Here is a 13298-nt window from a genome sequence, read left to right on the forward strand (position 1 = left end):
CCCTTTTTATTTATTAGGATAGATTGACTATCTTTTCAAAAAATACGATTGTCAAATGCCTCAATTCACCTTACCCTACTTTGGATCCATTGATTCCGACGCGCTGGAAAATAGTTATGATACAGAAATTAGGTTAGCCGGCCACGATATCAGGTTAGACCTCAACTTTGCAGATAAGCGCATCGAACTCTCCAGTTTACAAATTTTGAAGAAATATCTCGATAATATTGATGAACACTTATTAAAAACAAAAGAATTCATCGATGAAAATTATTCAGATGAAGACGCTGAAGATGGAGTACGTTTCTATTTTGAATTTCACAAAGAAGAGTCAGAAATCGAGGAATTGGGCGTCAACGCAACAGATGATATGGACGAGCAATTATTAAAGAAGATCCATCCGATCCGGATAGTCTTTTACCCGGATAGTCACCAGTTTGCTGTATATGATTATACCTTCGGCGAAGACTTTACAAATTATATCCTCGTTATCACGACCGACGAAGACGGTGATCTTTCATACATCACCGTAGAAAGCTAAAAAAAAAGGGTGTCTGTCAGACACCCTCCCTGATTTATTTCGCTATCAGCGCCGTCCCTTCAAACGAAATCCCATCCCAGCCATGCTTCATAAACTGCCTGATATTCTGATGATCCGTAGCTTCCGGATGTTCTAATACCGCCTGATAATGCTCTGCAAACAATAACAGCGTATCCTCCTTACTCCACCCATTCAATTTTGCAAACGCAAACACCTTTGCACTTCCCTGGTTCTGTGTCGCTTCATTATACGCTTCTCCATTCTTAAAAGCCGTAGCCTGATGTGTATAGCCCGCTTCAATAAACTCAATCACATCTTTAAACGAAATTGAATTCTCCTTTAATTTATTTAACAATTGTTCTTTCATACCCTCAAAAATATAAATTTCTCCAATAACTCAATCCCATCGGTAATTTAATAAAAAACTAAAAGTATCGGTTTCGTCTATGGCCTAACCAATACTTTTATTATATTTATCGCCATGCCAATATAATAATACTAAATATGAAAAACGGTCTCAACGGAGTAGCCATCATCGCAACCCTGCTTTGCTGCTCTCTACAACCACACAATCTGTATGCGCAATCTAATGAATGGCTGGACCCAAATGTCAATGCGGTAAACCGCCTGCCAATGCATACAAACTTTTTTCCTTATGAAAATGAAAGCCTCGCCAGACAAGGCGTGAAAGAGCACTCGGCGAACTTCCTTACCATGAATGGTTACTGGAAATTCAATTGGGTACCTGACGCCGATGCACGTCCGACGGACTTTTTCAAACAAGGGTTTAATGATAAGGGATGGAAAGAGATGCCTGTTCCCGGTATTTGGGAATTGAACGGCTATGGTGATCCGATGTATACCAACATCGAATATCCATGGCATTTTCAGGCGCCTCTGAATCCACCTGTCGTTCCTGCAGAAAAGAACCATGTTGGCTCTTATCGCAAAGAAATCACCGTGCCGGCATCCTGGTCTGGAAAACAGATTATCGCTCATTTCGGTTCTGTTACTTCCAATATGTACTTATGGGTAAATGGGCAATATGTAGGCTATAGTGAAGACAGCAAGCTCGAAGCGGAGTTTGACCTGACTAAATATCTCAAGCCTGGCCAACCTAACCTGATCGCTTTCCAGGTATTCCGCTGGTGTGATGGTAGTTATCTGGAAGACCAGGATTTCTGGCGACTCACCGGTGTAGGCCGGGATTGTTATCTCTTTGCAAGAGGTAATGTACATGTGGAAGATCTCAGGATTACACCTGAATTAGATGATCAGTACAAAGATGCTAACCTGCTCGTGAACCTGCAACTTAAAGGAGATGCAGCGACCGAAGTACAGTTATTTGATAGAAAAGGGAACCTGGTGACCAGTACACAATCTAAAGGTACAGGTTTACAAAAGCTTTCATTGAAAGTGAATGCCCCCGAGAAGTGGTCAGCCGAAAATCCTTATCTGTACCAGGTTTTAGTAACAGTGAAAACAAAAGATAAAGTAACGGAAGTGATCCGCCAGCAGGTAGGCTTCCGTAAGGTAGAAATCAAAAATGCCCAGTTGCTGATCAATGGTCAGCCAGTATTGATAAAGGGCGTGAATCGTCACGAAATGGATCCTGACTTTGGCTATGCGGTATCTCCACAGCGTATGCTGGAAGACATTCGATTGATGAAAGAGTTAAACGTAAATGCAGTCCGTACCTGTCATTACCCTGACGATAATCTGTGGTATGACCTCTGTGATCAGTATGGTATTTACCTGGTGGCAGAAGCAAATCTTGAATCCCATGGTATGGGATATGGCGAGAAGACCCTTGCCAAAAATCCTGCTTATGCCAAAGCTCACCTGGAACGTAATGAACGTAATGTACAGCGCAACTATAATCATCCTGCTGTGATCATATGGTCGTTAGGGAATGAAGCCGGTTTCGGCCCAAATTTCGAAGCCTGCTACAAATGGATTAAAGAAGATGACAAAACACGTCCTGTACAATTTGAACAAGCCGGCACGAACGATTTTACAGATATCTACTGCCCGATGTACTTATCTCCGGCAGCATCTGAAAAATACAGCCAGGGTAATATCAATAAACCGCTCATCCAATGTGAATATGCACACGCAATGGGCAACTCAGATGGTAATTTCAAGGAATACTGGGAACTGGTACGTAAATATCCTAAGTACCAGGGTGGCTTTATATGGGATTGGGTAGATCAGTCCCTACATATAAAAAATGCACAGGGTCATACCTTTTACGCCTATGGTGGCGACTTCAATAAATATGATCCTTCTGATAACAACTTCCTGGATAATGGTCTCATCTCCCCTGACAGAAGACCTAATCCGCATGCATATGAAGTAGGTTACTTTTACCAGAATATCTGGGCATCTGCGGCAGACTTGTCAAAAGGACAAGTAACGATTTACAATGAAAATTTCTTCCGTAATCTGGATAACTATTATGCTGAATGGGAGTTGCTGGCAGATGGAGAAAAATTACAGTCAGGCGTTCTTTTGAATCTCGATGTACCCCCTCACCAGAAAAAAGTATTCAACCTGGATTATGATCTTCCTTCAGGAAAAGAAATACTATTGAACATCAGCTTCAAATTGAAAAAAGCAGAAACCCTGCTTCCGGCAGGATTTATAGTGGCAAAAAACCAATTGAATATTTCTGACTATAATTTCAATTACGCATTAGCAGGGAATGATCGTGCAGATTCACTGCATGTGCAGGATAATGATGAAAATTACCTGATTGTTAAAAACAATAAAATACATATTGAATTCGATAGGCATAATGGCTTTCTGAATCAATATGTGATTGCAGGCCAGTCTATGTTGAAAGAAGGTACATACCTGTCTCCTAATTTCTGGCGTGCACCGACAGACAATGACTTCGGAGCAGGGCTGCAACATAGATTCCGTGTGTGGAAAAACCCTGAATTGAAACTGACCTCTTTTAATAGTCAACGTAAAGATGGAATTATTACTATTCAGGCCAGCTACGATATGCCGGCTGTATCCGGAAAATTGTCACTTACTTACGAGATCTCTAATGAAGGGGCAATAAAGGTAACACAAGACCTGAAAGCCGATAAAAGTGCGAAAGTATCAGATATGTTCCGCTTCGGTATGAAACTGCAAATGCCTAAAGATGTCAGTCACATTAAATATTATGGCCGCGGTCCGGGCGAAAATTATATCGATAGAAACAGTGCAGCACAACTGGGTGTATATTCACAAACCGTGGATCAACAGTTCTATCCTTACATCCGTCCACAGGAAACAGGTACCAAAACAGATGTACGCTGGTGGAATCAAATGACGGTGGGAGGAAACGGATTACGTTTTACCAGTGATACGGCGTTCTCTATATCTGCATTAAATTATTCAATAGATGCATTGGACGATGGAGATAAAAAACATCAGCGGCATAGTGAATTACTACAACCAGAACCAATCACGAATATATGTATTGATAAAGCACAGATGGGATTGGGTGGTATCGACAGCTGGGGAAGGCTGCCGCTAGAAAAGTACCTCCTGCATTACCAGGATTATCACTTTACATTTATGATCACGCCAATTAAGAATGGCTTCTAAAAATGAAAAGGGGGTTATCATAAATAAATGAAACTCCTTAGAATCTCATAAACAGGAACCTCGCTCTATCAAGGTATCCGAATTAAAAGAGCGTGTAACTTTTGATACACGCTCTTTTAATTTTAATGCTGAGTCTATTTACGATGTATACCTTTTTAATTGTGTAATCATTTTATCAGTCAGAGAAGCATACTTATCTTCATACTTTTTCCACAACTCATCTCTTGATGTATCCTGCCCTTCCCACAACACAGACAACGCCGTAAAAGGAGACCTTTACCTCCGTATTCGGGACCCCGCTATGCTTGAGCGTGCCCAGTAAGATTATTGCTTTCATAATAAGGTGGTTACCATTCACATGTCAGATCAATATTGATCGTTAACCACTTATTAACATATTTCTTAGAAGTAAGATTTAATTTTAACGCGTTATGAAATACATTCCCAACCTGATCCCTGAAAATGCGAAAATAATACCTGAATATTTCGTAAGCGGACACACAACAGATCAAACCTCTTTTGCAAAAAAGTTTTTCACTACAGCTGGTGCGGTATTCTTGTATATACTGGCATTAGGTAGTATTCCTCACCCACCATTGGCTATATTGTTCTTTATAATGGCTACAGGGCTGTTATTGCCAGTGCACCGGTGGTTAGAGCGGAAATTACGTTTCACTTTTACATCCGTTATAAAAGCGGCAGTATATAGCTTGTTGCTGATACCTTCTTTTATACTCATAGTAAATAATGGGGATGATATAAAAGCAGGAGATAAACCTGTAGTAGTTGAAGCGTCGGAAAAGCAACCGGCAGAAGAACAGGCGGCTTCCAAAATGGATCCTGCTCAGGCGCAGGCGCAGCATCTGCTTATGGTGCAGGATAGCATTCGTAAAGACAGTTTGAGTAAAGACCTGGTACTATTGAATAATCCGGAGAAGATAACCAATATTTCATTCGATGAAATTGACAAACGATATGATCATGCTATCGCACTGGCCACTTCACCGGAAGAAACAGCCCAGGTAGACCGTGCTGTTGAGCAAGCCAGAATGGCAAGTGTGTCCAGACTCATGAAATCTAAAAAGTATCAGGATGCACTGAATATTCTGACCGTGCTCATGATAGACCATCCTGACGATGCATCCATGCTGTATCAGCGTGCTTTGTGTTATGACAAGCTGGGAGATGATGAAGAGGCGGTAAAAGATTTAAAAAGAGCGATGGAATTAGGAAGTGCAGAAGCCAATACTCTACATGACAAGATCAATCCTGAAATAAAAAAAGTGACGGGATATGTGACGAGGTGTTGTGATGGGAGTACCTCTTATTCTACAGGGCGGGGCACCTGTTCGCACCACGGTGGTGTATGTGGAAGGGAACCTGAATATGAAACATCCAGAAAATATGAATAGCATGACGACACAACCTCCTTATCAGAAAGTACCGTTAGTAAATAAAAGTTTTTTTCAAAACCTGTTTAAGCAGGAGCCGGATGAGAATGCTATCATAGCGGTGAATAATTTACTGGCAACTACACCGATGGAGCAGATCAATAGAGCGATGATTTTGAAAATTGGTGTGGAGTATAAGGTAGATATCAACAAAATGTTTCCATTGAATATGCAGGAGTTTTATGCCGCATATCTGAACTTCATTTTGAGGAAACATCAGGTAGGGTATGAGGACGATGATAGCCTACAGCATTTGCAGGAGATATTAGGATTGAGCAATGAGAAAGTACAGGAACTGCATGAGCGGGTGGGGAAGATATGGTATGAGAAGGCGTTGAAGAAATGTGTGAAGAATGGGGTGTTTTCTCATGGAGAGGAAAAGGCGATGGCTAACTATGCACGGAATTTAAGGTTGCCTGAAAAGATTACGAGTACAGTACGTGCGGAGGTAGGGGTTTAATAAAGATATGGGTAAGACTTTTGTTACCGTTGGTAACGGAAGTAAATACCTTGCTCTCTGAATAGTTATTTCATGCCCTTAAATGGGCCTTCCTTTGTTTTATTATATTTATTGCCTATTTTTCATAAGCACAACACACAACCAAAATCGCTTATGAAACTTAAAACGGCCATCCAGACGATCCTTTGTTTGACTGCTATCCATGCAGGTTTTGCCCAAAAGAAACCCATCGCAGTCACTGACATGCTCCGGATAAAACGAGCATCGGAGGTGAAGTTAAGCCCTGATGGAAAACATGCTGTATACACAGTGACCAGCATTATTCCTGATACGGCAAAGAAGAAGGATTACACTTATCTGAAACAGGTGTACATTTCCGACCTTGCCGGCAAGGCACAATTGCTGGACACAGGGGCTACTTCTTCGCCGGCCTATAGCCCTTCAGGTAACATGATTGCCTTTGTAAAAGCAGTCAAAGGTAAACCACAAATTTTTCTTTACACCACTGCCAATGGCAAGATACGTCAGTTGACGGATTTTGTATATGGTGCAGGTGCCCCGGTTTGGAGTCCTGATGGCAGGCAGCTGGTATTTACAACTGAAATCTCCCTACAGGAATTAGTTAATGATAAAGTCTTAAACCCAGGCCGAATGGTGCCTTCCTGGAATGATGGGGCACCTGGTTTTGCTCATAACGAAGATTTATTAACAGATACCACCAACCCTAACCCCGATGGCGACCTTCGTGCAGTCAGGGCGTATCTGTATGATAATGCCAAAGATAAAAAAGCGAAAGTCATCACCCATTCTAAATTTCAGGGCGAGACCGCTGTCGATCCGGAAGTGCATCTGTCGCATATCTTTATCATAGATACAACTGCAGGTGCTACACCAAGAGAATTGACGCATGGATTTTTCTCTTACGAAAATCCTGCTTTTGCAGGAAATGACAAGATAGTGGTATCTGCTAATATGCAAGCCCATCAACATCCGGATGATATGAAGGAGGTGGAGATCTATTCTGTAGGTACAGATGGCAATAACCTGACGCAGTTATTACATGCACAGGATTCTTCCTATTTTTTAGAAGCAGTATCTCCTTCCGGAAAATGGCTGGTGTTTCAGCGCACTACTGAAAAGAAAGTAGATATAGGGGAGATGTGGATTTGCCCGTTAGCTACCTTAGCAGCTCCTGTACGTATTCCACTGGATCGTTTAAAAGGAAAGACAAAGTTCTCTGCAGATGAGAAGACGATCTACTTTACGGCTCTCAATAATGGTGGAACCAGTTTATACAAAGCAGATGTGAAAACCGGGAAGGTCACGAAGCTCACTACAGAAGATGAAGGAATCCTTGAATTTGACATCAGCGGCAATCAACTGATTTTCTCAAAGACATGGATCATGGACCCTTCAGAAGTTTTCATCTCCGATCTGAATGGAAAATCTCAGAAAGCGATTACGGAACTCAATACAGGTTGGCTGAGTGAGCGGGAATTGTCTATTCCTCAAAAATTCACTTTTACCAACAATCTTGGTTTGACTGTGGAATACTGGGTAATGAAGCCTGTGAATTTTGATCCTCAAAAGAAATACCCGGTACTATTAGATATGCATGGAGGGCCTTCAGCCATGTGGGGACCTGGTGAAGCGAGTATGTGGCATGAGTTCCAGTTTTTCTGCGGCAAAGGATTTGGCGTAGTCTATTGCAATCCGAGAGGTTCTGGCGGCTATGGCAATGAATTCATCAGGGCGAATTACCGTGACTGGGGTGTAGGGCCATCCAGCGATGTACTGACGGCCCTTACAAAAGCAGAGGCACAGGGATGGATAGATACGACAAAACGTTTCCTCAGTGGTGGGTCTTATGCTGGTTACCTTACTGCGTGGATAGTAGGGCATGATCATCGGTTCAGAGCAGCAAGTTGTCAACGTGGGGTGTATGATTTTAAGACCTTTTTTGGAGAGGGAAATGCGGGGAAGATGCTGGAGAATTACTTTGGCGGGTTCCCATATGTGGATAGTGTGAAAGCGGTGCTGGAAGAACAATCCCCCATCAACTATGTAAAGAATATTACAACGCCTTTACTCATCTTCCATGGGGAGAATGATTTGAGAACAGGGGTATCGCAGAGTGAAATGTTATTTAAAAGTATGAATACATTAGGTAAGCAGGTGGAGTATGTACGGCATCCGGGGGCAAGTCATGAGTTGGTGAGGAGTGGGGATAACCGGCAAAGAATAGATCAGATGTTAAGGACGTATGAGTTCTTTAGTAGATTTTTATAATCATAATATGAATTACGAACGCACTGCGTTCGTAATTCATATTTATATAGCACATTTTTTGCAACAAATATATGACCTCTTAAACAGCAAAGCCATCCATTCATCTCCACCGGAAAAACAAGCATCAACTTTAATCAGAAAATCTGATCAGACATGAATAACGAACCTAGAAAAGGTAATCCCACAGACCATCTCGCCAATGAACGTACCTTACTTGCCTGGGTACGAACTGGCATCGGCATCATGGCATTCGGATTTGTCGTAGTGAAATTCTCCCTGTTCGTAAAACAGATCAGTCTGGCCTTAGGCAAACCAAACACCATACATCAGTATGGATATTCCGCTCCCATAGGGATCTTAATGGTCATTACCGGGGCGCTCAGTTTATTATTATCCTTACTCAGGTACAAAAGAACAGAAAGACAGATCAGCACCAACAGTTATCAACATTCATCTACATTTTTATACGTTCTGGTTTTGACATTGATGATCGCCAGCATCTTCCTGATAGCTTATTTAATAGAAAGCATGTGATAATCATTGTCTGGTACCCCCCCAAATAAAAAAGGCCGCCAAAACCGGCAGCCTTTCCTATCGAAAATATCTAAACACTTAAAACTTATACGCAAAACTTGCTGCCAATCTCCTCGGCATCTGCTTCTCCAAAGTAGTCCATCCAGTGAAATACTCTTTATTCGCCACATTGTCCACCTTCAATGCCAGCCGATACTTCGCCGCATTATAGAACACGGTTGCATTCAGCACAGTATAAGCAGGCAGCGTAAATCTACCAGTTCTGCTATCATTCGTAATTACATTATCACTCGCATAGTTACCTCCAAAACCAGCTCCTAATCCTTTCAGATCTCCCTTCACAAAAGTATAACTCGCCCACAGGTTCACCAGTGTATTCGGACCCGCAGATACCGGCCTTCTTCCTTCCTGGTAATAATACGCTTTCGTCATCTTACTATCATTATAGCTATAACCTGTAATAATGTTCAACCCCGGTACCGGATTCGCCGCCAGTTCCAGCTCTACACCCTTACTTGCCTGTGTACCATTTTGTACAGTTACATTATACGCGGAGTCCTGATACGTCACTGTCTGTGAAAGACTCGTATTGCTTACCTTAATATCATAGTAGCTCGCTGTAAAACCAAGTTTGTGATCCAGTACATCCAGTTTCACACCACCTTCCCACTGATTCGCCTGCTGTGGTTTCAACACATCAGGATAACCCGGAATACCATAGTTATTAACTGATGCTACGTTTTTGAAACCATTCATATAGTTAGCAAATACACTCACCCGCTCTTTCACTACCTGATACACGATACCAAATTTAGGAGATACCGCTGTCTGACCATATTTACCGGTAGTTGTACTGGTTAAATAGTTCGTGCTTCCTTTGCTTTCAAAACGGTCTACACGTACACTCGCCATTACCAGCAACGCATCTGTGATGTTGAACACATCAGACACATATGCACTATACACCTGTGAACTGTTGCCATTTTTTGAACCGGTACTACCTGCAATCTTTGCATCCACTGCCGCCCTGCTCAGTGTGCCATAGCTTGCATCTTTAGGGTTGGTAACATCTACGATATCAAATCTTGGAGATGCACTATTGTTATTAGTCGTACTCTGATCATTAAAGTCCAGACCCAATACCACACGATTACGCATTTTGCCAATCCTGAAATCACCAATAAAGTTCTGCTGAATATCAGTCGTCAACGTAGTAGAGTTCTGGTAGTAAGCATAACGGCTGGCCAGTGAATCACTTGGTGCAACAGCTCCTGCATCCAGGAACATTATGTAAGAATAATACCCATCACTCTTACGGGAACTTCTTGACAAATTCGTCTGTGAAGTCCAGCTATTAGAGATCTTATAATTCGCCTGACCATAGAAATTTACAGTAGGGTTCTTATAGGTCAGATCATTACTGGTATAAGATTTATTGAAATTCATATGCAGTTGCTCCGGCGTTCTCGCTATCAGCTGACGGCTACGGTTCAGGAACAACATCATGGTATTTGTCGCCTCGCTATTATAAATTTCCGCATTGAGCAGGAATGACAAACGATCATTCGCTTTAAATGCCAGGCTTGGCGCAATAAAGAAAGACTTCTTAAAACCCGCATCCTGGAAACTACCTTCTGTATGATAAGCAGCATTCAAACGCAATATGGCAGATTTATCATCATTCAGCGGCGCATTTACATCAGCAGTAAAACGGCTCAGGCCAAAACCACCAATGGTATAACCAACCTCACCACCAAAATGATCATAAGGACGCTTTGTTACAATATTCAACAAACCACCAAAAGAAATATAGCTGCTACCAAACAAAGTACTGCTTGGGCCTTTGATCACTTCAATTCTTTCCACATTCGCAGGATCAATGCCACCATTTGTCAAACCTGGTACACCATTGATCATCGTAGGCTGTACTGCAAAACCCCTGATTGAGAAGTAACCCGCGCCATCACTCGGACGACCGGTAGATGACCATAATTTAGTCAGACCCGGCGTGTTCTTCAACGCATCGTCGAAGTTGGTGATCACCTGCTCTTTCAACAATTCTTTAGAAATTGAACTATATACCTGTGGATTTTCCAGGTTCTTTATCGGCAACCGCGCTACCTGGTCAGACTCCTTTTTACCAAACTTCGCACGGCCGGTAGCAATTTCTACCTCCTGCAGCTGGGTATCAGAAACCTCCAGGGTCATTGTTACCTGTGCGGTAGCATCAGAAGATACGGTCACCGTTTCCTCCTTCGTACTGTAACCTACCAGTCTTACCTGTAGGGTATAAGTACCCGGCTTTACATTGTTCAGTACAAAAGTACCGTCATCTTCAGTAATGGTAGATTTTTTGGTACCTTTTAACACTACCGTCACCAGACCTGCTGGCTTACCGTCGGTGGTAACAATTTTCCCTTTAATGGTACCATTTCCATCTAAATCATTGGCGGACAATACGCCGGTACATAGTATCAGTAATGCTGAAATAAGTAATAGAATAGATCTCATCGCTATATAAGTTTGCGCCGCAAAGGTGAATATTCACCGCTAACATAATTTTAACATTTGGGAATTATGTTTACGCTATCCGGAAAAATTTGCCCTAAACCCATCCAGAAAAAACAGAAAATACCCATTTTTGGACCCGTTCAGAATCTTTTAAGGACTTTTTAATAAACACCGTGTAACCACCTGCGGTACTGTGTTCCCTGATCCCAACCCTCATTTCTCACTTACCACTCATCCCAGCCAGCTTTGCATGTATTATTTAACTTCTCTATTTTTGGTTTGGATGATGAAGCTATTCATAAGATTTTTATTCTCGCTCTGTATCCTGCTCACCGGGTATAGTCACCTGAAGGCCACTACGCCTCGGGACCATGTCTCGACGTCGTCGGACAGGATGCTCATATTCATGGAGCAGGGAGATGATATGTTGAATATCCGCAATCACCCACGCAGCTTTGAGCGGTTAAATTTAAAGTTCACCGAGACCAATAATGAGGATGATACCGATGAAATGACAGCTTTCAAAAAGCACCTCACCATCGGCAATAACTTTACCACTGTTTTCTCCCCACCCGCTGCTGACACCCCCCACCCGTATTTTCTTTCCAACTCATATCCCTTAGAGAGTACTGCCCAAAGTCTTTATATAAGATACGGCGTGCTACGCATCTGATATATTATTGCCAACCAGTAACCAGACCATTTATTACTGAACACTTCCACGTCCACAGGATACGGAAGTGTATTGTCATTCGCACACCACTTAAAAACATAGAATCGCATCCTTATTATGAAGAGAACTTCAATGCTCGTCGCGGGCCTGTATGCACTGTTGTGCTTTGCAAGCTGTAAATCATCAAAGAAAGAGGAAGAAAAGGAAGGGGAAACCAAATACCTCGTTACCACTCCAGTAAAAATGGATACTTCCGTTGTAAAGGAATACGTATCTCAGATACGCTCTTTTCGTAACATCGAACTCAGGGCCCAGGAAAAAGGCTACTTACAGAACATCTTCGTAGATGAAGGTCAGTTTGTAAAAGAAGGCCAGCTCCTGTTCAAAATTATGCCCAAAGTGTATGAAGCAGAACTGGAAAAAGCGCAGGCAGAAGCCCAGGCAGCCGAAATAGAACTGCAGAATACCAAATCCCTTGCTGACAAAAATGTCGTTTCAAAAGCAGAACTGGCCATGGCGCAGGCTAACCTGGCCAAAGCAAAAGCAGAACTGTCCCTGGCCAAAGTACACCTGGCATTTACCGACATCAAAGCTCCCTTTGATGGTATCATCGACCGCCTGCCACTGAAACTGGGTAGCCTGGTAGATGAAGGTGAACTGCTCACCAGCCTCTCTGACAACCGCCAGATGTATGTGTACTTCAACGTATCTGAACCTGAATACCTGAACTATGAAGAAGGTGTGAAAGAGAAAAAAGGCAAGATGCCGGTGAACCTGCTCATGGCAAACAGCGAAGTGTTCAAACACACCGGCAACGTTGAAACCATCGAAAGTGAATTCAACAACGAAACAGGTAACATCGCTTTCCGTGCTACTTTCCCTAATCCTGAAGGACTGCTCAGACACGGAGAAACCGGTAAAATACAGATGGTTGTACCGCTGAAAAACGCCGTTGTGATTCCGCAGAAAGCAACGTTCGAAATACAGGACAAACACTATGTATTCATCGTTGGCAAGGATAGCAAAGTAAAATCACAGGAAATCACTGTAGCTGCTGAAATGCCTGACCTGTTTGTAGTAGGAGACGGACTGTCCGAAACTGACAAAATACTGCTCGAAGGTGTGCAGAAGGTGAGAGACAACGACAAGATCACCTACGAGTTTGAGGAACCAGCTAAAGTAATCTCGCATCTGAGACTGAAGGCTGAATAGTCTAAGTATCCAAAAAGTATTTAA

10 protein-coding genes are annotated in these 13298 nt (G+C 42.4%); 8 read left to right on the plus strand and 2 right to left on the minus strand.

Features of this window, described 5'->3' with window-relative positions:
- Positions 1-55: 55 nt before the first annotated feature.
- The gene (locus tag SIO70_RS11880; RefSeq protein WP_320581074.1) at positions 56-541 is read left to right on the plus strand and encodes a DUF2004 domain-containing protein; all 486 of its coding nucleotides are present in this window, start codon (positions 56-58) and stop codon (positions 539-541) included.
- 34 nt (positions 542-575) lie between these two features.
- Here the strand turns inward: SIO70_RS11880 and SIO70_RS11885 are convergent, their stop codons facing one another.
- Positions 576-908 (minus strand): HopJ type III effector protein, encoded by a 333-nt coding sequence (locus SIO70_RS11885; RefSeq protein WP_320581075.1) that lies wholly within the window; start codon positions 906-908, stop codon positions 576-578.
- Positions 909-1045: 137 nt separating this feature from the next.
- Here SIO70_RS11885 and SIO70_RS11890 point away from each other — a divergent pair, with 137 nt between their 5' ends.
- The 5 genes from SIO70_RS11890 (at position 1046) to SIO70_RS11910 (ending at position 8878) form a co-directional block, all read left to right on the plus strand.
- Positions 1046-4144: a glycoside hydrolase family 2 TIM barrel-domain containing protein gene (locus SIO70_RS11890; protein WP_320581076.1), complete on the plus strand. Its 3099-nt coding sequence runs from the start codon at positions 1046-1048 to the stop codon at positions 4142-4144.
- Between the two features lie 431 nt (positions 4145-4575).
- Complete coding sequence (locus SIO70_RS11895) at positions 4576-5556, plus strand: hypothetical protein (RefSeq protein WP_320581077.1); 981 nt, start codon at positions 4576-4578, stop codon at positions 5554-5556.
- A 1-nt stretch (position 5557) separates the two neighbouring features.
- On the plus strand, positions 5558-6055 hold the full coding sequence (locus SIO70_RS11900) for a hypothetical protein (RefSeq protein WP_320581078.1): 498 nt from the start codon (positions 5558-5560) through the stop codon (positions 6053-6055).
- Positions 6056-6208: 153 nt separating this feature from the next.
- On the plus strand, positions 6209-8344 hold the full coding sequence (locus SIO70_RS11905; protein ID WP_320581079.1) for a S9 family peptidase: 2136 nt from the start codon (positions 6209-6211) through the stop codon (positions 8342-8344).
- Between the two features lie 153 nt (positions 8345-8497).
- Complete coding sequence (locus SIO70_RS11910; protein WP_320581080.1) at positions 8498-8878, plus strand: YidH family protein; 381 nt, start codon at positions 8498-8500, stop codon at positions 8876-8878.
- Between the two features lie 78 nt (positions 8879-8956).
- On the opposite strand, the gene SIO70_RS11915 is transcribed toward SIO70_RS11910, so the two are convergent.
- Complete coding sequence (locus tag SIO70_RS11915) at positions 8957-11389, minus strand: TonB-dependent receptor (RefSeq protein ID WP_320581081.1); 2433 nt, start codon at positions 11387-11389, stop codon at positions 8957-8959.
- A gap of 283 nt (positions 11390-11672) precedes the next feature.
- On the opposite strand from SIO70_RS11915, the gene SIO70_RS11920 reads away from it, so the two are divergent.
- Together SIO70_RS11920 and SIO70_RS11925 are read left to right on the plus strand one after the other, a co-directional pair.
- Complete coding sequence (locus SIO70_RS11920) at positions 11673-12062, plus strand: hypothetical protein (protein ID WP_320581082.1); 390 nt, start codon at positions 11673-11675, stop codon at positions 12060-12062.
- 117 nt (positions 12063-12179) lie between these two features.
- Positions 12180-13274, plus strand: coding sequence for an efflux RND transporter periplasmic adaptor subunit (locus tag SIO70_RS11925; RefSeq protein WP_320581083.1), 1095 nt, complete (start codon positions 12180-12182; stop codon positions 13272-13274).
- The last annotated feature ends 24 nt before the right edge of the window (positions 13275-13298 follow it).

This window comes from Chitinophaga sancti (genome assembly GCF_034087045.1).
In the GTDB taxonomy this organism is placed as follows: domain Bacteria; phylum Bacteroidota; class Bacteroidia; order Chitinophagales; family Chitinophagaceae; genus Chitinophaga; species Chitinophaga sancti_B.

What these genes read in the sequence shown, in the direction of transcription:
- SIO70_RS11880 (WP_320581074.1), top strand. Translation starts at nt 56, where the DNA reads ATGCCTCAATTCACCTTACCCTACTTTGGATCCATTGATTCCGACGCG.
- SIO70_RS11885 (WP_320581075.1), bottom strand. Translation starts at nt 908, where the DNA reads ATGAAAGAACAATTGTTAAATAAATTAAAGGAGAATTCAATTTCGTTT.
- SIO70_RS11890 (WP_320581076.1), top strand. Translation starts at nt 1,046, where the DNA reads ATGAAAAACGGTCTCAACGGAGTAGCCATCATCGCAACCCTGCTTTGC.
- SIO70_RS11895 (WP_320581077.1), top strand. Translation starts at nt 4,576, where the DNA reads ATGAAATACATTCCCAACCTGATCCCTGAAAATGCGAAAATAATACCT.
- SIO70_RS11900 (WP_320581078.1), top strand. Translation starts at nt 5,558, where the DNA reads ATGACGACACAACCTCCTTATCAGAAAGTACCGTTAGTAAATAAAAGT.
- SIO70_RS11905 (WP_320581079.1), top strand. Translation starts at nt 6,209, where the DNA reads ATGAAACTTAAAACGGCCATCCAGACGATCCTTTGTTTGACTGCTATC.
- SIO70_RS11910 (WP_320581080.1), top strand. Translation starts at nt 8,498, where the DNA reads ATGAATAACGAACCTAGAAAAGGTAATCCCACAGACCATCTCGCCAAT.
- SIO70_RS11915 (WP_320581081.1), bottom strand. Translation starts at nt 11,389, where the DNA reads ATGAGATCTATTCTATTACTTATTTCAGCATTACTGATACTATGTACC.
- SIO70_RS11920 (WP_320581082.1), top strand. Translation starts at nt 11,673, where the DNA reads ATGATGAAGCTATTCATAAGATTTTTATTCTCGCTCTGTATCCTGCTC.
- SIO70_RS11925 (WP_320581083.1), top strand. Translation starts at nt 12,180, where the DNA reads ATGAAGAGAACTTCAATGCTCGTCGCGGGCCTGTATGCACTGTTGTGC.